The organism is Sphingomonas sp. PAMC 26605 (assembly GCF_000241485.1).
Classification (GTDB): Bacteria; Pseudomonadota; Alphaproteobacteria; order Sphingomonadales; family Sphingomonadaceae; genus Sphingomonas.
On sequence record NZ_JH584241.1, the window covers coordinates 2,521,102 to 2,541,166 of the forward strand.

Here is a 20,065-nt window from a genome sequence, read left to right on the forward strand (position 1 = left end):
CAGGAGTTTCCCATGAGCAAAGTTTCGATCACCACCGATTACGCCGCGCGCGATGCCAGTATTGCGATCAACAGCTACACCACCGTGCTGCGCCGTCCGCGCGTGCCGCACGAAGCGTTCGCGACCTATTGGCGCGATGTCCACGGGCCGCTCTGTTCGCGCATTCCGGGGCTCGCCTGGTACGTCCAGAACCATTTCGATCGCGAGCAGGATGCGCATCTCTGGCCGGAGATCGACGGGATCGCGCCCTTCGCCGATTATGAACTCGACGGTGGCGTGGAGATCGGTTTCGCCTCGGCGGACGACCAGGGCGTGTTCAACGACGCCAGCTCGATCCTGTTCGCCGACGAGCAGAACATGTTCGCGGCGACGATCGCCTATGCGCTGCCAGACGGATCGCGCACGCTGGTCGATCGCTTCCCCGACCCGGTACCCAACGGCGATGACGGGGCCGATCGGATCCACGTCCATTTCGGGGCGGCGGGCGATGACGCGCAGGCGTTCGGCGCTTTCATGACCGGTTTCGCCGAAACACTTGCGGCTCAACCGGAGGTCCTCAAGCTCCGGCTGCATCTGCCGGAGGCGTATGACAATGCCGAGCCTGCGCCGCCTGCGCCCAATGTCGATCATCAGGTGCCGCCCGAGCGCTCGCTGCTCGCGGTGATCGAACTCGCCTTCGAGACGCCGATGACACGGCGTGCGTTCTTCGACAGCGCGGCGTTCCGCGCGACGGTCGATGGGCAGAAGGCGCATATCGCCTATGCCTCGGCATTCGCGGTAAGCGGCGTCTATACCTATGTCCGCGACAAGACGCTGACCGTGGCGGGCCTGCGCGGCAGCCGCGCGGCGCAGCTGATCGAACGGCTCGGGGCGAACAATCAGGTCAAGAGCGACGTGACCGAGCTGATCCACCGCGGCACGCTCGGCTGAGCGCACCGCGGTGCGGAAGCGGCGTCAGTCGCGCTCGATGTCGCGATTGGCGTCGTTGACGGTGAAGCCCCGGATATCGAGCAGATAGGTCGCGGCCGGCACCGGTTTTGTGTCGATCTGCGTCACACGCCAGATCGGGTGATGATCGTTCGATGCGATCAGCAGCGGGACGCGGTGTTTCGCATCCCAGCAAATCGAGGTCGTCCGTTCGCCTTGCGCCAGGCGATACCAGTCGCACGGCGCGGCGCTCGCGGGCATTCCGGCGGGGGCGGTGCCGGTCGTCAGGCTGTATCTACCCTTGGGATGGCGCAGACCGTGCGTCAAATCGAACCAGTCGGTGAAATTGCCGACGCGGTAGAGGTTGGTCCGGTCGATCTGCGTCGCGATCCGCTTCTGGAGATCGAGCACGGTCAGCTGATAGCCCGGCTCGCCCGCGCGGTGCGTGGCGAGGCTGACGATCGCCTGATCGGTGACGCGTTTGACCCGCCGGTCGTGATCGCGCCACAGCTCCATCCGGTGCACCCCGTCTGCCCCGCGGAACAGCACGCGCATGTGCAGTTCCGCAGGCTCTTTCGCCGCCGTGAAGACGTGGTCGAAGTCGAGCGCCGGGCTCGCCGCCGCCACCCCCGCGACCAGCAGCGCGGCGGCAACCGCGCTGCTGCCGACGCCGCGCTTACTGGCGTGTCGCACGGGCATAATCGAAGTAGCGGTAGGTCTTGCCGTCGATCGTCAGGTCCTTGACCTGCAGCGTGATCGTGTAGGTGCCGCGCGGCAGGCTGCTGTCGCGCGTGTTGCCGGTCGGATCGAGCGGGGTCTCGAAGGTCAGGCCCGAGGCCGAACCCGCCGACGGCGTCACCGACGATGCGGCGATCGACGGGGCCGAGCTGCTCGCGGGGATCGCCAGCGCCTCGTTGATGATCCGGCCGTCGGCCTGCGGCATCGCCAGCTTGAGCAGATAGGCGACGGTCGGGGCGACGTCGACATTGCCCGTCGGGAAGGTCACCTTGGCGTTCTTGAGGAAGGACGGGCCCGAGGCGATCAGCGTGTTGTGGACGTCGGTCGGCCCGAAGCTGCCGTGCATGCCGCGCTGGCCGCCGGTGCTCTCATACTCGATCCCCGTCTTTCCCTGGATCGTCGCGGTATCGTCCCAGTTGAACGAGACGACGACGTCGGGCTGGCCGTTGTCGCGCCGGCCGCTATTCTCGAGATTGACCTGGCTCATCGACAGCGTGCCTGGGATCGACCCGTAGCGGCTGTCGACGAACACCGCGCCATATTCCTCGCGCTGCTGGAGGAAGCGGACGAGGTTGCGGATCGTCGTCAGGTCATGGCTCGGCACGTAGAAATAGTCCGACCCGCCATTCGCCGCGACGACGATGCCGTTGGTCGGCAGGCTGCCGGGGGCGGGGACCAGGAAGCGCGCGACCGGGGTGGCGAGCGTCGCGCTGATCGCCTGATATTTGGTGTTGGCCGCGCCGCACAGCGCGCCGGTCGTATCGATCTTGAGCGGGACGGTCGGCGTTCCCGCGGCGCTCAGCCCGTACATCGCGCTGGTCGAGCAGCCCGAGCCGTCATAGGCCTTGAAGCCGCGATAGGTCAGCAGATCGGCCGAGCGGACGTCGCCCGAGAAGGAATAGCCGTTGGCGTTCGCCGCGCCGAGCGTGGCGCCGCTGGTGCCGCTGGTCGACCCGTTGACGAGCGGACCGTTAGGCGCCGCGCCGGGAACGATCGCACGCAGCGGGTAGAGGCTGAGCGGACCCGAGACGCTCGAATGGGCGTGATCCGATACGACGACGATGTTGGTCGAGGTGTCGAGGCCCTGGGCCTTCAAGGCTGCCATCAGCTCGCCGAGCCGCGCGTCCTGCGAGCGCAGGCCGGCGCGGGCATTGGCGCTGCCCGGGCCGTAGCCATGCTCGACGTTGTCGGGCGTGCGGAACCAGATGAGCGAGAGCATCGGGTTCTTCTTGGGCAGGATGTACGAGGTGAACACCGACATCATGTATTTATTGGCGGCATCCTCGGGCGCGCCCTGCGTCGTGTCCGACGAATCGCGCGCGGCGACGGTCTGCGTGCCGGCGGGATCGAACGCGGTGGTATTGAAGGTGACGTAGCCGGCGCGCGCGGTCGGCGTGCCGTTGGTCGCGGCAAGCGTGACCGCGTCGGTGCCCGAATAATTGTTCACGACGTTGGTCGGGAGCGGGATGTTGGCCGCCTGCAATTCGCTGACCAGCGTGCGCGGCTGGACGGTGTTCTCGTCGAGGAACAGGCCGCCCTTGCCGAGATCCTGAATATAGGCTGCGCCCGATTTGCCGACGGTCGCGGTCACCATGCCGGCCGCCTGCGCGGTCGCGAACAGGCTCTTCACCAGCAGCAACTGGCCGCCGTAATAATCGTTGAGCGTGGTGAGGACCTGGTAATCCTCGGTGAACACGGGATCGACATAATCCTGCGCCGTGCCGCCGGCCGACTTGCCGACCGGGATGGTGTTCGAGATGCCCTGCGGCGGCGTCCAGAAGGTGTTGCCGTAGAAGCCCGAGGTCTTGGGGAACGAGCCCGTCGCGAAGGACGAACCGTTCATCATTGTGAAGGTCGGGTAGGTCGAATGGTTGTCGCTGAACTGGACGCCGGCGGTCTGCAGCGCGAGCAGATTGGGCGTGTCGGTCGCGGTCACGTCATCGGGGCGCAGGCCGTCCCACACCATCACGATCGTGCGAGTCGCGGTCTGGGTGGGGGTCGGCGTCGGAGTCGGCGTGGGCGTCGGAGTCGGCGCGGGCGCCGCATCGCTGTCGTTGCACCCCGATAAAACGAGGCTCGCGGCACATAACGCTACCAACCCAATCCGAATTTTCATGATTTCGCCCCTCAACGTTCCGCCGTCGCGCCGTCCGGCTCGCAGCGACACGGCGCTAGCGCTGTTTCGTGACGGGCGGATGACTCCAGACACATACCGTTACAGATCAGACACATTGGCGTCCGGACGGTCCCATCCAGCGGAAACATCTTGTGTGCAATATATATGTGCACAATATAAAGGCTGGTATTGGCTTCGAGGATTTGACCATGAGCGCACTCTACAGCACCAAGGTGACTGCGGTCGGCGGCCGCAGCGGGAAGATCCGCAGCGACGACGGCCTGCTCGATCTCCGGCTCGCGATGCCGACCGTGCTCGGCGGCAAGGGCGGGGCGACCAACCCCGAGCAATTGTTCGCCGCGGGCTATGCCGCCTGCTTCGAGAATGCAGTGATCCATGTTGCCCGCACCACGCCGCAGAAGGTCAAGGATGACGATATTCTGGTTGTCGCCGAAGTCGGCCTGTCGCCCAACACCACGGGTGGTTTCGTCTTGTCGGCCGCGCTCGACGTGACGATCACCGGGCTTGACCAGGCGAGCGCCGAAGCGCTCGTCGCCGCGGCTCACACGATCTGCCCCTATTCGAACGCGGTAAAGGGCAATATCGACGTCCAGATCACTACCACGACCAAATGAGCGAGGAGGCGGCAATGCGCGACGGCGACGATTTCCTGCGGCTCGACCGCCAAATCTGCTTCCCGCTTTATGCCGCCTCGAATCTGTTCGGCCGGCTCTATCGCCCGGTGCTCGCCAAGCTTGGGCTGACCTATCCGCAATATCTCGTGATGCTCGTGCTGTGGGAGCAGGCGCCGCTGAGCGTCGGCGCGCTCGGCGAGCGGCTGCATCTGGACAGCGGGACGCTGACCCCGCTGCTCAAGCGGATGGAGCGCGCTGGGCTGGTGACGCGCCAGCGCGACGCTGCCGACGAACGGCGCGTGCTGATCGGCCTGACGCAACAGGGCACAACGTTGCGCGAGGCCGCGCGCGACGTCCCGCTGACGCTCGCCGGCGGGCTCGGCCTCTCGGCCGAAGAACTGTCCGACCTGCGTGCGACCGTGCAGCATCTCGTCGGGGTGCTCGCGACCGCCGACAGCGAGGTCGCCTAGCGCCTCACCCCGCCAGCCGGTGCACCCCGTCGTCGTTCGGCGGCACCGCTTGCGTGTGCGCATCGGCAACGAACGCGAGGCACTGCGTCATCGGCATGGGGCGTGCGAGATGATAGCCCTGCATCATCTGGCAGCCGAAGGTCCGCAACATCCGCAGATCCTCCAGGCTCTCGACCCCCTCGGCGGTGACGTCGATCCGCAGCGACTGGCCGAGATTGAGCAAGGCCTTGACGAGCACCTGGTCGCCGTTCGAGCCGGATAGCCCCGAGACGAAGCAGCGGTCGATCTTGATCGCATCGACCTTGAGCGTCCGCAGCAGGGACAGCGACGAATACCCGATCCCGAAATCGTCGATCGCGATGCGAATGCCCGCGTGCGACAGCGCCGCCATCTTGCGCGCGCAGCTGGTGGTGTCGAGCGCAGTTTCCTCGGTGATTTCGATCTCGAGCGCGGCCGGCGGGAGCTGCCGCTCGGCCAGCGCGGACAGGATCATGCGGTCGACTGGAAGCTGCGACATTTCGCGCGGTGATACGTTCATCGCGACCGTGACATGATCGAAGCCGCGCGCGCGCAGCGCGACGATCATGCAGCATACGCGGTCGAGAATCAGGTCCATCAGCGATCGCGCGAAGCCCGCCCTGGCCGCGGTCGCCATCAGGTCGGGCGGCGTGATCCAGCCGAGCGTGGGGTGCTGCCAGCGCACCAGCGCCTCGAGCCCGAGAATCCGGGTGCCGCCGTCGCCGAAGATCGGCTGGAACCACACCGAGACATCGCCATTGCCGAGTGCGGCCGGCAGATCGCGCTCGATATCGCGGCGCAGCTCGAGCGCGGTGCGCAGGTCGTCGCCGAACACATGGCAGCGGTTCCGCCCCGCGGACTTGGCTGCGTACAGCGCCAGATCGGCGCAGCACAACATTTCCGGCATGGCGCTGCCGTGCGCCAAATGCACGCCGACGCTCAGCCCGACGCGCGCGATCGTCCCGAAGGTCGGATAGGGCGCCGCGACCGCGGCGATCAGACGATCGGCGAGCGCAAGCGGCGCGGTGAGCGCCGCGTCGGCCGCGAGCAGGACCGCGAATTCGTCGCCTCCCCAGCGGCCGAGCAGCACCGCGTCGGGCAGTTCGCGACGCAGGCGCTGCGCGACTTCGACCAGTACCGCGTCGCCAGCCGCGTGACCGAACACGTCGTTGATCGCCTTGAAACCGTCGAGATCAAGCAGCATCAGACACTTGGGTGCGGACTCCGCGTCGATTTGCACAGCGGCGGCGCGCAGGAAGCCCGCGCGGTTGAGCAGTCCGGTGAGATGGTCATGATCGGCGCGGTGGCGCATTTCGCTGGCGCTGGCCTGTGCGCAGGCGTGCGCGGCTTCGAGCGACCCGTTGACCACCGCCAGGCGATGGCCGAGCGCGCTCGCGCCGCGGAAGGCAGCCTCGGCGCGGCGTGCGGTGACGATCAATGCCGCCAGATAGATTGCCATCGTCGCCGCGAGCATATTGCGGTCGAACCCGCCCACCGACAGCAACGCGAGCGCGCTCGACACGATCGGCGGCGTGATGAAGGCGATCGGCACGCGCGCATAAGCGCCGCCATGCGATACGGCGCCGGCGGTGATTCCGCAGCCGACCGCGAGGAAGAACAGCGACTGCGGTGCGGTGTACAGCGCACACAGGGCGGGCAGCATCGCCCATACGAGACCGGCCGCAAGCGTGATCACCCACAAGCCGCGAAGCTGGCGCTCGACGTCGGCGGGAGTGCCGGAGGGCATCTCGCGCGCACGACGCAGGAGCGATACGCGAGCGGCGGCGACGGCCAGCGATGCTGCCAGCCAGATCAACGCAAGAAGCGTATGCCCCGCGTGCCAGGCGACAGCCGCGCAAATGCCGGAGAGGATCAGGTTGATCGGCAAAGCGATCGCCGCGCTGCCCAGTGCCGCGCGCAATTGATCGACCCTGATACGCGCATCCAACGTTTCGTTCTCGGCCGATGCGAGCGGGTCGTCCGATAATACGATTGGAGAAAGGAGATCGACCATGGCTGCCTCATGAACCGCATCCGTAACGATCCGGTAAAATACCGTTGGACGTAGCGACGTTTCGACATCGATACGATAGGGCAGATGCGGTCAAGTTCCCCGTATGTGGCGCGAAGCGTGCCGGCGCCGAGCCCAATGCGGAGCTTTATCCGCGTCCGCCTGTTTCTCAAGTAGCGATCACAGGAGCATCATCATGCGCATCGGAATTATCGGCTCGGGCAATATCGGCGGCACCCTGACGCGACGGTTGCGGACACTCGGGCACGACGTACTGGTTGCCAACTCGCGCGGGCCGGGATCGCTGGCAGTGCTCGCTGCGGAGACCGGTGCGCGCGCCGTCGCGATCGACGCGGTGGCGCAGGATCGCGAGCTCGTCATCGTTTCAATTCCGCTGCGCAGCATCCCCGAGCTAGACTCGGCGATCTTGGCCGCGGTCCCGGTGCTGGTCGACACGAGCAACTATTATCCGCAGCAGCGCGACGGCTTGATTGCCGAGATCGAGGCCGGCGAACCCGAAAGCGCCTGGGTCGAGCGGCATCTGCGGCATCCCGTCGTCAAGGCGTTCAACTCGATCCATGCCGAGCATCTGTTCGGTAGCGGTAGTGCTGCCGGCACGCCCGACCGGATCGCCTTGCCGGTGTCGGGCGACGACGCGGGTGCCAAGGCGAGCGTGATGGCGCTGATCGACGAGCTCGGTTTCGACTCGGTCGACACCGGACCGATCGCGCAATCGTGGCGGCAGCAGCCGGGCACGCCGGCCTACGGCGCGGACCTGCCCAGGGACGGTTTGCGCAAGGCGCTCGACCAGGCGTCGCCCGAGCGCAGCGCGGAGTGGCGCGCGAAGCCGGATAGCCCGGCCAACTGATCGCGATGTGTAACCGCGCACGCCTGAGCTACGAGCCGGAGACGCTCCGCACGCATTTCGCAACGGTGTTCGCGGCGGAGCGACCGCTCGACAATCGCTTCAACGCGCGCGAGCTGATGCCGCGCGGTCGGGCCTATGTCGTGCGCGAGGAAGCGGGGCGGCGCGGGCTCGACATCATGGCGTGGGATGTGCTCGGCGGCGCGGCGGCATGGCCGATGACCAACGTGCGCAACCTCGGCCTGTCGCAGTGGCGCGCGCTTGCCGCCAGGCCGGAGAACCGTTGCCTGATACCCCTCAGCGAATTCTGCGAATGGACTCCACAGGCGCACGATCTCGGTGACGGCAAGAAGCCGCTCAAGGGGGAGATGTGGTTCCAGGTGACAGACCAGCCGTTGTTCTGCGTCGCGGGGTTCTGGCAGCGCACCGCCAAGGGGAACGGCTTCACGATGGTGACGTGCGACCCGAATCCGCTGGTGGCGCCGATCCATCCCAAGGCGATGATCACGATTCTCGCACCCGAGGACCACGAGCGCTGGCTGCGCTGCAGCTATGAGGATGTGGTCGCGCTGCAGCGACCGTATCCAGCGGAGCAGATGACGGTGCGCGGGCCGGTGTTCCCGACGCGGCGGAACGAGGTGTAGCCGACCCTAACGTCACCCCGGCCTTGTGCCGGGGCCTACCGTGCCGCGTATGCTGAACCGGCAATATGCGGATCACGGTGGACCCCGGCACGAGGCCGGGGTGACGGCGGGTGGTGGGGTCAGTCGGCAGCCGTCGTGTCCTTCGGTTTTGCCTTCCCAACTTCCCGCACCAGCCAGCGATACAGGCTCGGCAGCAGCACCAGCGTCAGCAATGTCGAAGTGACGATCCCGCCGATCACCACCGTCGCCAGCGGGCGCTGGACTTCCGCACCTGCACCACTCGCGATCGCCATCGGCACGAAGCCGATCGACGCCACCAGCGCTGTCGACAGCACCGGCCGCAACCGATCGTGCGCGCCCTGGCGCACCGCCTCGTCGACCGGCAGCGCATCGCCATCGCGCCCGTCGCGCAGGCTGTTGATATGGTCGATCAGCACCAGCCCGTTGAGCATCGCGATCCCCGACAGCGCGATGAAGCCGATCGCCGCGGTGATCGAGAAGGGCATCCCGCGCAGCCACAGCGCGAGCACGCCACCGGTCACCGCGAACGGGATCCCGGTATAGACGATCGCCGCCTCCTTGACGCTGCCGAGCGCGGCATAGACCAGCAGGAAGATCAGGATCAGCGCCGCCGGCACGACGATCGACAGCCGCTTCTGCGCCGCCTCGAGCTGGTGGAACTGCCCACCGAATTCGATGCGATAGCCCGGCGGCAGCTTGACCTGCTGCTCGACCTCGGCACGCGCCTTCTTGACGTAGCCGGCGAGATCACTGGTCTTGAGATTGACCATCAACGCCGCGCGCCGCTTGCCGCCGTCGTGGAGGATCGGCTCGACCGCGCGGATCGTGCGCAGATGCGCGACGCGCGACAGCGGCACCATGCCGTATTCGCCGACACGCAAAGGGAGGGCGAGGATCGAAGCGGGGTCGGCGCGCAGGTCTTCCTTCATCCGCACGACGATCATGTGGCGCGCTTCCTCGTGCGGGATGAAGCCTTCCTCGGTGCCCGCGATCGCATCGGTGATCGCCTTGTTGACCTCGGCGGTGCCGAGCCCGAGCCGGTTGAGTGCGGCATGGTCGAGTTCGACGACGATGCTTTTCGGGCGTCCGGCGGTCTCGAACTCGACCCCTGCGGTGCCCGGCTGCTTCTCGAGGATCGCCTTCGCCTGCTTCGCCGCGCGTTCGAGCACGTCGTAATCCTCGCCGAACACCTTGACCGAGACGTCGGCGCGGACGCCCTCGAGCATCTCGTTGAAGCGCATCTCGATCGGCTGCGCGAACTCGAACGTCTGGCCCTTATAGACCTTCCGCCCGACCTTCTCGATCCCCGCGACAAGTTCCTCCTTGGTCTTGGGCATGCCCTGACCCGTCGGCCAGTCCTTGAGCGGCGCATAGAAGATGTAGAGATCGTTCTCGTTCGGCGGCATCGGATCGGTCGCGACCTCGCTCGTGCCGATCCGCGAGAAGGTGTGCGTCACCTGCGGGAACTGGCGCTTAATCTGACGCTCGGTCTCGGCTTCGATCGCAAGGCTGCGGTCGAGCGACATGCCAACCGGGCGATACACCATCGCGGTGATCGACCCTTCGTCGAGCTGCGGCGTGAATTGCGAGCCGAGCGTGCGGAACACGAGGAACGTCCCCGCCAGCAGGATCAGCGCGCCGAGCACGAGCAGCTTGGGATGCGCGAGCGCGCGTTCGAGTACGGGCACATAGCCGCGCTCGGCATAGCCGATCAGCCCCTTCTTGCGGGTGTCGCCGGCCTCGCCGGTCGGCGCGCGCAGCAGCCAGGCGGCGAGCGCGGGGACGATCGTGAAGGTCCAGATCAGCCCGGCGAAGATCGCGAGCATCACCGCCTGAGCCATCGGCTGGAACAGCTTGCCCTCGACCCCGCCGAGGCTGAGCACGGGCACGTAGACCAGCGCGATGATGACGATGCCGAACAGCGTCGGGCGCGCGACCATCCGCGCCGCGTCGGCGACGGTCTGGCGGCGTTCCTCGGGCGTGAGGTCCTCGCCCTTGTCGCGGCGGCGTTCGGCGAGCAGGCGCAGGCTGTTCTCGACCACGACGATCGCCCCGTCGACGATCAGCCCGAAATCGAGCGCGCCGAGACTCATCAGGTTCCCCGAAACGCCGATCGCGGTCATGCCCGAGACGGTGACAAGAAAGGCGAGGGGGATGACGAGCGCGACGATCAGCGCCGCGCGCCAATTGCCCATCACGACGAGCAGCACCAGCGCGACGAGCAACGCGCCTTCGCCGAGATTATGCTCGACCGTCGAGATCGCGCGGTCGACCAGGTCGGCGCGGCTGTATTGCCGGTCGAGCACCATGCCCTTGGGCAGTGCCGCCTGGATGTCGGGCAGAGCGTCCTGCACGCGCAGCGCGACCTCGCGGCTGTTCTGGCCGACGAGCATCATCACTGTGCCGAGCACGGTCTCGCGCCCGTTCTGCGTCGCCGCGCCCTGGCGCGGGGCCGAGCCGATCACGACATTCGCCAGATCGCGCACCTGCAGCGGCAGCACGCCGGCGGCGAACTTGACCGGGATTGAGCCGATCTCGGTCGCATTGGTGACGCGCGCCTTGGTCAACACGGTGAAGCGCTCGGGCCCGCGCACGATGATCCCGCCGCCGGCATTCTCGACATTCTTGCCGACCGCATCGGCGAGCTCGCCTGCCGTCACGCCGTGCAGCGTGAGGCGCGCGGGGTCGGGCTGGACGACGAATTGCTGCTCCATCCCGCCGTTCGAGTTGACGTCGGCGACACCGGTCACCGCGCGCAGCATCGGGCGGACGGTATATTCCTGCGCCTCGTACAGTTCCATCAGCTGGCGTTGCGCGTCATAGCCGGGCGGCGGCTTCTTCCATTCGAGCGTGTAGTAATAGATCTCGCCCAAGCCCGTCGTGATCGGCGCGAGCTGCGGCGAGGCGCCCGGCGGGAGCTGGTCGCGCACCGCCTGGATCCGCTCGGAGACGAGCTGGCGCGCGCGCAACTGGTCGGTGCCGTCCTTGTAGAGCAGGGTGACCTGGCTCAGCCCGGTCTTGGTCAGCGAGCGCGTTTCCTGCAAGCCGGGCTGGCCCGCCATCGCGCGCTCGATCGGCAGCGTCGCGAGCCGCTCGATCTCCTCGGGCGCTAGCGCGGGGACCATCGTGTTGATCTGGACCTGGACGCCGGTGATATCGGGAATCGCGTCGATCTTGAGCGCCGAATAGGCCCCCATGCCGAGCATGGCGACGATGGCGGTGACGATCGCCACCGCCAGGCGGTGGCGCGTCACGAGCGCGAGCAACCCGCCGATCATCGCGCGAGCGCGGTCCCGCCGTTGAGCGCGCGGAGCTGGAGCAACGCCTCGAGCGCCTCGCGCCGCGTGTCGAGCACCGCGTTGGTCGCCTCGATATAGGATTGCTGCATCTGCATGTAGATCGTCAGCGGGATCGCGCCGAGCCGGTAATTGCGATCGGCGTCGGCGGCGGCATCGGCAAAGCTCTGCGGCGTGCTGCCCGACCATTGACCGAGCGCCTTGCGCTTGGCCTCATATTGCGCCGCCTGGTCGAACACGTCGCGCTCGATCCGGCGTTCGGCGTTGATCAGCGTGGCGTTGGCCTGCGCCTGGCGGCCCTGCTCGGCGGCGACGTCGCCCGCCTGGCGGTTCCATACCGGCAGCGTGGTCGAAAGGCGCACGCCGTAATTGGTCTCGCGAATGTCCGAGCGCGCACGGTCGTAATAGGGACCGACGCCGACGACCGGAATCCGCGATTTGCGCGCGAGATCGACGCGCAGGCCCTGCTGCTCGAACTGCGCGCGCAGCGACTTCAGCTCGAAATTGTTCGCGGTCGCACTCGCCGCGAGCGATGCGCCCGAGGGCAGATCGGGCAGCCGCATGTCGGGGCGGATGACCCGGATCCGCGCCGCGAACGGCGCGCCGCGCAACTGGTTGAGCTCGTACAGCGCCGAATTCGCCTCGGCATCGGCCATCGCCGCAACGCGCTCGGCATTGATCGCGCCGGCCTGGAGCGACGCCGCTTCGAGCCGCGGGGCAGGGCCGGCGGGATCGCGCGCGACGAGGACGCGCGAAAGCTCGCGCATCCGCGTCGCGACGGTGCGCGCGACAGCGGCCTTCTCGTCGGCGGCGAACAGGCCGTAGCCGAGCGAGCGCGCCCGCGCGGCAAGCGTCGCGTCGAATTGCTGGAGGCCGATCCTGGCGAGGTCGATCTGCCGCTCGGCGATCGCGCGGCGCAGCGCGATGCGGCCGCCGAATTCGATCGGCTGGACGATCGACACGGCATAGGTCTGCCCGTCGCCGATCGGCGCGCCGGTAGTGCGATCGCTCGCGCTGCGCTGGCCGAATTCGACCACCGCCTCGGGATCGGCCCAGCGCCCCGCAGCGGTGCGCTCGACCCCGGCGGTCTCGATCTGGCGCTGATAGAATTGGCGTTCGGGGTTGTTCGCGATCACGTCCTGCGCGAGCCGGTCGAGCGACATCCCCGTCGCCTCCTGCGCCGCCGCCATCGTCGGCATGGCGGCGAGCACCATCGCCAAGGCAAGATTCCGCATGCTAGTTCCTTCAGTCCGAACCGCTCGCGTTAACGGCGCGCGCGCTCGCGTCGACTAAACACGAGTTCAGACAGAAGGGTCCGTATCGGTCGAACGCGTCAGGATCGCACATTGGGCTCCGCGCGCGATCCTCAAAGCGCCTGTAGACAGCCGCTGGATCGGACGTCCGATGCGATCGCCGAGCGCTTGCGGGGCATCTGCGTGTCGTCGGTTTGCCGTGCCAGCATGATCATCCGCACCAGCCGCATTGCCGAATTCCACGGCGGTCCGCGGGAAGAGACTCCCATGTCGACCAATCGCTCGCACAGCGCGACGGCATCGGCGCGCGTGTCCAGTTCGCGCGGGAAGAGAGGCGTCTCGAGATTGCGTGCCAGCCAGTCCTGACGCGCCGGTCCTGTGCGATCCACTGGCGACAGGCCGCGGTGAGCGGGAGAAGAATGCCTGCGCAGCGAATTTCGCCCGAGACGCGCGAAAGACGAGCAGTTTCCTCGGTTTATAGGGCGAAGTGTCTGGCGATGTCCCCGCGTTCGGCGTACCGCCGAGGATGTTCGATACCTCTGATGGGACCCAAAATGAAAGTTGCCGCGCTATTGACGCTCGTACTGCTCGCGCTGTCGGCGCCGAGCGTTGCACAGGATCCGCCCCCTGTGCAGGACACGCCGCCGGTCAGCGTTCCGCTCTGGCCGAACGGCGCGCCCGGGGTCGGCACGCGCGGGGCCGAGGGTGAAATCGGGCGCGACTATTGGGTGCGCAATATCCATCGCCCGTCGGTGAGCGTGTTTCCCGCCAAGCCGGCGCACAATAGCGGTACGGCCATCGTCATATTTCCGGGCGGCGGGCACAAGCTCCTCGTCTACACGAACGAGGGAACCAAGGTCGCGACCGCGCTCAATCGCATGGGTGTCTCGGCCTTCGTCGTGAAATACCGGCTCGCGAACGAACCCGGTTCGCGATATTCGGTCGAAGGCGACGCGGCGGACGACGCGCGTCGCGCGGTGCGGTGGGTCCGCTCCCATGCCGCGCAATACGGCGTCGATCCGCACCGTGTCGGGGTGATGGGCTTTTCGGCGGGTGGCGAGCTGGTCTCGCTGATCGCCGACAATCCCGCGCCGCCGGGGCGACCGTCGGTCGATACGATCGACCGCGAATCGGCACGCCCCGACTTCCAGGTCCAGGTGTTCCCGGGGCCGCGCGGCATTCCCGCAACCGACGTCGCGCACGCGCCGCCGGCCTTCATCGTGGCGGGGTCGATCGATCCGTGCTGCGCGACACCGTCGGTCGCGCTCTACGAGCAATTGCGCAAGGCGGGCGTTTCGGCCGAACTCCATATGTATGCCGAGAGCGGCCACGCCTTCAATCTCGACGAGTCCAACCGGATCTCGATCCTGCATTGGCCCGACCGGCTGCAGGATTGGCTCGCGGACGGCGGGTGGCTGGAGCCGCAGCGGGGCGGATGAATCGCATGGGGCGGTGATCCGACGGCGAAGCTGCTGGCTATTGCGATAGCGCTACCATATGACCCATAGTCGTTCGCCGGCGTGAGACCGGTAGGCACAAGGGAGAAGAAAATGCCGCTAGGTTCGCCGCTTCGCAGCCACCGTCGCGTTCGACGCGCGCTGGCGGGCACTGCGGGTTCGCTGGTGTTGCTGGCTTCGGGCCCGACCGGCGCCGCCGCCGCGCAAAGCGCCGCCTCGACACCGCCGCCGGGCACGATCGACACCGGCCACCGTGATGCCCCGCTCGGTCCGATCAAGCGCTTCCCGGGTGAGGGCAGCGGCGCGGTGCACACCGGGCACTATCGCAACCTGTTTGCCGAACAGCTCGGCGTCACCGACGCGCAGACCAAGGCGAAAGTCGCGGCGATCTTCCATCAGCTCTTCTACGGCGACGGGCAGGAGCAGCGCATCTATTTCGAAAGCGGCGCCAATGGCAACGGCCCGCTCGCCTATGTCACCGACTGGGCGAACAACGATGCCCGCACCGAAGGCATGAGCTACGGCATGATGATCGCCGTCCAGCTCGGCAAGAAGCGCGAGTTCGACGCGCTGTGGAACTGGTCGAAGACGCACATGCTGATCACCGATCCGCACAACCCTTCGGTCGGCTATTTCGCCTGGTCGATGGGCACCGACGGATCGCCGCGCTCGGTCGGCGCCGCGCCCGACGGCGAGGAATATTATGCCATGGCGCTGTACTTCGCGGCGCGGCGCTGGGGCAATGGCGCGGGCATTTACAATTATCAGGCCGAGGCCGACACGATCCTGCGCGGGATGCGGCATCATCCAGTGCTGAGCGGCACTTCGCCGTTCCGCATCCATCCGCAGGACCCGCCGTTCGTCGTGCCCGACGCGCCATGGCCGAGCATCAACAACCGCGCGATGGCGGCGCAGACAGCGAAGGACGGCACGCTCTGGCCGCCCTATCACCCCGACAATCGGCCGCGCGAGACGCGCGTCGGTCCGATGGTCGACGAGGCGCACCCGATGGTCCGCTTCGTCGCCGAAACCAATGTCGACGGCACCGATGCGTCCTACCATCTCCCGGCGTTTTACGAGCTATGGTCGCGCTGGGGGCCGGTCGAGGACCGTGCGTTCTGGGCGGCGGCGGCCGATGTCAGCCGTGACCTGTTCGTCCGGGTGACCGACCCGAAGACCGGTCTCGCGCCCGATCGCAGCCATTTCGACGGGTCGACGATGCTGACGCGCGCGGGTACGCCCGATCCGTTCGGCTATGACAGCTGGCGTACCGCGAGCAACTGGTCGGTCGACTATAGCTGGTGGGGCAAGGACCCGCGCCAGCGCGTGCTGAGCGACCGCATCCAGGCGTTCCTCGCGCGGCAGGGGATCGACCGCTTCGCCGATCGCTACACGCTCGACGGCACGGCGCTGTCGACGCGGCACTCGATGGGGATGGTCGCCGCCACCGCGGTCGGTGGCTTCGCCGCGACGCCGGGACCCAATTCGAAGGCGTTCCTGCGCGCCTTGTGGGACATGCCCGTTCCGACCGGCGAGCAGCGCTATTTCGACGGCATGCTGCAACTGCTAAGCGTGATGCATTGCAGCGGCCAGTTCCGCGTGATCGACCGACCCGACCCACCCCAGTGAGCCGGGTCGGCGGCTATCGGACCGCCAGCTCGAACGGTCCGGCGGGCAATTGCGCATCGTCGACCAGATTGACGACGGGGAAATCCGCCCAGGCATAGCGCACCCGTGCGACCGGGCGGCCGTCGCCGGCGAGCGTGACATGGTCGCCCGACGCGGTCGCAGCGGCGTAGCGACACGATCCCGCTTCCGCGCCGCACAGCTCGAAGCCGATCGCCTGCGCTGCGCTGCGGGGGTGGAGCGCTCCGGTCACGCCGGTGAAGCGCACCGTGACGCCGCCGCCGGTATCGCGCGCCGCAGCGACTCCTTGCGGGCCCGAGGCCGGCGCCGTCTGGCCGTAGACGAGCGCGCCCATCGCGCGCGCGAGCCGGCGTCCGATCTCATGCTTTTCGCCGGGATGGATATCGAGCGGGTCGCCGAGGTCGATCGCCAGCGCGAGCGCGCTATGCCCGTCGTCCTGCGCGACGCGGCGCTGGTCGTCGCGCACCCGCGCCCAGCCGCTTTCGCCCGGGCTGGTCGCCGGCGTGCCGAAGCCCGCGAGCGAAACCAGCGCGAAGGGCAAGTGCGGCACGGCGAACTGCCGCCGCCATTCGGCGATCAGCGCCTTCATGCGATCGGCATAGCCGGGGATGTCGGTGTCGGACTCGCCCTGATACCAGGCGACGCCGGCAAGACCGGTCTGGCCCAGCGGGGCGATCATCGCATTGTAGATCGTGCCCGCGCCCGTGATCTCGTCCCACGGCACGCGCGGCGCGGTGCCGCCCGTGCGCTTGGCGAGCGCATAGCGCCAGTCCGTGCCGAGCGGCACGACGCTGCCATCGGCGAAGGTCAGCTTCATCGCATCGGCCGGCCCCGGCATCCCGCCGGTCGAATAGGCATTCTCGACATTGACGGTGATGACATTGCGCCCGGCAACCAAGGTGCCGGCGGGGACGGTGTAGAGCCGCGCGTCCCAGCCGCCGCGCCCGCCGATGGGCTTGCCGTTGATCCAGGTGCGGTCGGCATCGTCGATCGCGCCGATCGCGATCGTCGCCATCTGCTGCGCCTGGGCGGCGCTGAGCGTCACGGTCTTCTGATACCAGAGCATGCCGAGATAGGTTTCGAGCTCGGGCACGCCCCAGTTTTCGTAGAAATCGATCTTCGGCACCGCGTGCCAGTCGAGCGCGGCATCGGGCTGCCACGGTTCGTGCCCCGGCGTGTCGCCGGTCTTGTCGCGCCACCAGCGCTCCCAGCCAAGGCTCGCGGCGCGCCCCGCGGCGGCCGGATCACGCGCGTAAAGCTTGAGCAGATCGACCTGCGCGCCGCGCCCGACCGCGCGCTGCGCATCCTCGCCCATCCACGCCGCGATTTGCGAGCCGCCCCAGCTCGAATGGATCGCCCCGATCGGGACGTGCGCGACCTTGCGCAACGCCTGCACCATATAGAAGCATGCCGCAGAGAAGCCGCCGACGGTCTTGGGGCCGGCCGCCGCCCAGGCCGGCGGCTGCGCGAAGCGGTCGAGCGGATTGGTCGCGGTCACTTTCGCGACGGTTACCAGACGCAGCTGGTCGTCGCCCGGCGCCATGATCGCACCCCCCGCATCCTGCGCCCGCTCGACCGGCAATTCCATGTTGCTTTGGCCCGAGCACAGGTAGACGTCGCCGATCAGCACATCGTGGATCGGCGTGGTGCCACTCGGCGCCATCACGATCAGGTCATAGGGGCCGCCGGCCGGCAGCGGCGGAAGCGTGACGCGAAATTTGCCGTCGCGCTGCGCGCGGGTCTGTGCGCCCTGGCCGGCAAGCACGACCGTCACCGGCTCGCCCGCGACCGCCTCGCCGCTCACCACGATCGGCTGGTTGCGCTGGACGACGGCATGGTCGGCGAGGAGCCCGTCGAGCTTCGGCGCGGCGAATGCGGGGCTGGCCATCGCCGGGATCAGCAGCGCCGCTGCGGCAAGCAGGGCAGGGCGGCGCGATCCCCGTGACGGCAGCGGAACTCGCTTTGCGACACAAGGCGTCGCCGTCGTTAAGCTGCGTCGCATTGAGATCTCTCCAGACCGATTACCCTGCCTTGCGCCGTCCATTGACGCCGCGGCTCGCGGATTATAGTCAGACAATAGAAAAGAAAGCGCAAGGCTTTCTGGTGTCCTGTGAAGACGCGGGGATACGCGCGATATGGTGGCGCCGAGCACAGCTCGCGGGTGCCCGGTATCGACCGCGCCGGCACATCCGTTGTCGGCCTTGTCGAGCGGTTGCGCGAGAATGACGACGGGCCACTGGGCGCTCCCTGCGGCCGAAGCGGCGTGCCGGGCGCCGCGCGCCGCGCCTGAGGAGGATTCGATGCGAGCATTGCTGTCGCTATTAGCTGGCGCGAGTCTGTTGGTCGGCGCGGCACCGCCGCCCGACACCGTGCCGTTGCCCGTGTCGGTGCGCGTCGCGGCAGATCGCCCCGTCGCGCCGCTGCCGCCGATCTGGCGCTTCTTTGGTGCCGACGAACCGAACTACGCGACCGCGCCCGATGGCGCCAAGCTGCTGCTCGAACTCGGTCAGTTGCGACCCGACTCGGTCTATTTCCGCGCGCACAATCTGCTGACGAGCGGCGATGGCACCGCCGATTTCAAATGGGGCAGCACCAACATCTATACCGAGCGGGACGGCAAACCGGTCTATGACTGGCACATCGTCGACCGAATCCTCGACACCTATCGCGCGCGCGGGCTGCATCCCTATCTCGAGCTCGGCTTCATGCCGCAGGCATTGTCCTCGGCGCCTGCCGACGTTCCGTATCGCCGGCCATGGGCCGCGGACGGGCCCAAGGGCAATGGCACGGGCGGCTGGAACTATCCGCCGCGCGACTACGCCAAATGGGGTGAACTGATCTATCAATTCACCCGCCACAGCGTCGCGCGCTACGGCCGCGCCGAGGTCGACCGCTGGTATTTCGAGGTATGGAACGAGCCCAATCTCGATTTCTACTGGTCGGGCGATCCGCAGCAATTCTACCGGCTGCACGACGTGGCGATCGCCGCCGTGCGCCGCGCCTTGCCGAGCGCGCGCGTCGGCGGCCCCGACGTCGCGGGATCGGGCGACGCGTTCATGGACGGCTTCCTGAAGCACGTCACCACGGGCACGAACTTCGCCACGGGCAAGACCGGTACGCCGACCGATTTCGTCTCGTTCCACGCCAAGGGCCAGCCGAGCGTGATCGACGGCCATGTCCGCATGGGAATCGCCAACCAGTTGCAGACCGCCGATGCGGGCTTCGCCAAGATCGCCGCGCTGCCCGCGCTCGCGCACACGCCGATCGTGATCGGCGAGAACGATCCGGAAGGGTGCGCGGCCTGTCCCGGGCCCGCCAATGCCTATCGCAACGGCCCGTTGTACGCGAGTTACACCGCGGCGAGCTATGCACGGCTGTGGACGCTCGCGCGGCGGCGCGACGTGTGGCTCGCGGGCGCACTGTCCTGGTCGTTCACCTTCGTCGGTCAGCCGTGGTTCGCCGGCTATCGTCAGCTTGCGAGCAACGGCGTCGATCTCGCGGTGCTCAACGTCTTCCGGCTGTTCGCGCGGCTCGGCGAGCAACAGATCGCCGCGACCAGCGATGGCGAGATCGCGCTCGACGCGATCGTGCGCGACGGCGTGCGCGGCCGCCCCGACATCGGCGTGCTCGCGACGCGCTCGGACGCGGGCAAAGTCGCGATGCTGTTGTGGAACTATCACGACGACGACGTGCCGGGTCCCGCCGCCGCGGTGCACCTGACGCTCGCCGGCAAGCACGGCGCGAGCGCCCGGCTGTGGCGGGTCGACGCAAGTCACGCCAATGCGTTCGGGGCGTGGCAGGCGATGGGCCGTCCGGCGCGTCCGAGCGTCGATCAGGTCGCCCACTTGCGCGCGGCCTCGCAGCTGGTGGCCGAACCGCTGGCGCTGACCGCCGGCGTGACCGACGTCACGATCCCGCGTCAGGGGGTCGCGCTGATCGAAGTGGAGCCGTAACCCCGCGACGGCTA

The 20,065-nt window shown here is 67.8% G+C and carries 15 protein-coding genes; 8 read left to right on the plus strand and 7 right to left on the minus strand.

Translation table 11 applies throughout. The annotated features are described in order from the left end of the window. Window positions 1-12: 12 nt before the first annotated feature. A complete protein-coding gene (locus RH90_RS11800; protein WP_010185876.1) occupies window positions 13-930 on the plus strand; it encodes an EthD domain-containing protein in 918 nt (305 codons plus the stop codon). 24 nt (window positions 931-954) lie between these two features. Here RH90_RS11800 and RH90_RS11805 read toward each other — a convergent pair whose 3' ends face one another. Beyond that, entirely contained in the window at window positions 955-1,626 is a 672-nt protein-coding gene (locus tag RH90_RS11805; protein ID WP_010185877.1) for a hypothetical protein, read from the minus strand. Continuing rightward, window positions 1,604-3,781: an alkaline phosphatase family protein gene (locus RH90_RS11810; protein ID WP_029625263.1), complete on the minus strand. Its 2,178-nt coding sequence runs from the start codon at window positions 3,779-3,781 to the stop codon at window positions 1,604-1,606. The genes RH90_RS11805 and RH90_RS11810 overlap by 23 nt, the downstream gene beginning before the upstream one ends. A 209-nt stretch (window positions 3,782-3,990) precedes the next feature. On the opposite strand from RH90_RS11810, the gene RH90_RS11815 reads away from it, so the two are divergent. Both RH90_RS11815 and RH90_RS11820 read left to right on the plus strand, forming a co-directional pair. Next, window positions 3,991-4,416: an organic hydroperoxide resistance protein gene (locus RH90_RS11815; protein WP_010185879.1), complete on the plus strand. Its 426-nt coding sequence runs from the start codon at window positions 3,991-3,993 to the stop codon at window positions 4,414-4,416. Between the two features lie 14 nt (window positions 4,417-4,430). Next, entirely contained in the window at window positions 4,431-4,886 is a 456-nt protein-coding gene (locus RH90_RS11820; RefSeq protein ID WP_010185880.1) for a MarR family winged helix-turn-helix transcriptional regulator, read from the plus strand. A 4-nt stretch (window positions 4,887-4,890) separates the two neighbouring features. Here the strand turns inward: RH90_RS11820 and RH90_RS11825 are convergent, their stop codons facing one another. Then, the gene (locus tag RH90_RS11825; protein ID WP_198283405.1) at window positions 4,891-6,852 is read right to left on the minus strand and encodes a putative bifunctional diguanylate cyclase/phosphodiesterase; all 1,962 of its coding nucleotides are present in this window, start codon (window positions 6,850-6,852) and stop codon (window positions 4,891-4,893) included. 259 nt (window positions 6,853-7,111) lie between these two features. Between RH90_RS11825 and RH90_RS11830 the strand changes: the two genes are divergently transcribed. Both RH90_RS11830 and RH90_RS11835 read left to right on the plus strand, forming a co-directional pair. Beyond that, window positions 7,112-7,783, plus strand: coding sequence for an NADPH-dependent F420 reductase (locus RH90_RS11830; protein ID WP_010185882.1), 672 nt, complete (start codon window positions 7,112-7,114; stop codon window positions 7,781-7,783). A 5-nt stretch (window positions 7,784-7,788) separates the two neighbouring features. After that, complete coding sequence (locus RH90_RS11835; RefSeq protein ID WP_010185883.1) at window positions 7,789-8,424, plus strand: SOS response-associated peptidase; 636 nt, start codon at window positions 7,789-7,791, stop codon at window positions 8,422-8,424. 119 nt (window positions 8,425-8,543) lie between these two features. On the opposite strand, the gene RH90_RS11840 is transcribed toward RH90_RS11835, so the two are convergent. From RH90_RS11840 to RH90_RS11850, 3 genes are all read right to left on the minus strand, one after another. After that, window positions 8,544-11,723 (minus strand): efflux RND transporter permease subunit, encoded by a 3,180-nt coding sequence (locus RH90_RS11840; RefSeq protein WP_010185884.1) that lies wholly within the window; start codon window positions 11,721-11,723, stop codon window positions 8,544-8,546. Beyond that, entirely contained in the window at window positions 11,720-12,976 is a 1,257-nt protein-coding gene (locus RH90_RS11845; RefSeq protein ID WP_010185885.1) for a TolC family protein, read from the minus strand. The genes RH90_RS11840 and RH90_RS11845 overlap by 4 nt, the downstream gene beginning before the upstream one ends. A gap of 131 nt (window positions 12,977-13,107) precedes the next feature. Then, the gene (locus RH90_RS11850) at window positions 13,108-13,383 is read right to left on the minus strand and encodes a hypothetical protein (RefSeq protein ID WP_029625265.1); all 276 of its coding nucleotides are present in this window, start codon (window positions 13,381-13,383) and stop codon (window positions 13,108-13,110) included. Between the two features lie 165 nt (window positions 13,384-13,548). On the opposite strand from RH90_RS11850, the gene RH90_RS11855 reads away from it, so the two are divergent. Beyond that, complete coding sequence (locus RH90_RS11855; protein ID WP_029625266.1) at window positions 13,549-14,433, plus strand: alpha/beta hydrolase; 885 nt, start codon at window positions 13,549-13,551, stop codon at window positions 14,431-14,433. A gap of 111 nt (window positions 14,434-14,544) precedes the next feature. Then, window positions 14,545-16,080 (plus strand): glycosyl hydrolase family 8, encoded by a 1,536-nt coding sequence (locus tag RH90_RS11860; RefSeq protein ID WP_010185887.1) that lies wholly within the window; start codon window positions 14,545-14,547, stop codon window positions 16,078-16,080. A gap of 13 nt (window positions 16,081-16,093) precedes the next feature. On the opposite strand, the gene RH90_RS11865 is transcribed toward RH90_RS11860, so the two are convergent. After that, the gene (locus RH90_RS11865; protein ID WP_010185888.1) at window positions 16,094-17,986 is read right to left on the minus strand and encodes a sialate O-acetylesterase; all 1,893 of its coding nucleotides are present in this window, start codon (window positions 17,984-17,986) and stop codon (window positions 16,094-16,096) included. A gap of 412 nt (window positions 17,987-18,398) precedes the next feature. On the opposite strand from RH90_RS11865, the gene RH90_RS11870 reads away from it, so the two are divergent. Further along, window positions 18,399-20,051: a GH39 family glycosyl hydrolase gene (locus RH90_RS11870; protein ID WP_029625268.1), complete on the plus strand. Its 1,653-nt coding sequence runs from the start codon at window positions 18,399-18,401 to the stop codon at window positions 20,049-20,051. Window positions 20,052-20,065: the final 14 nt, after the last annotated feature.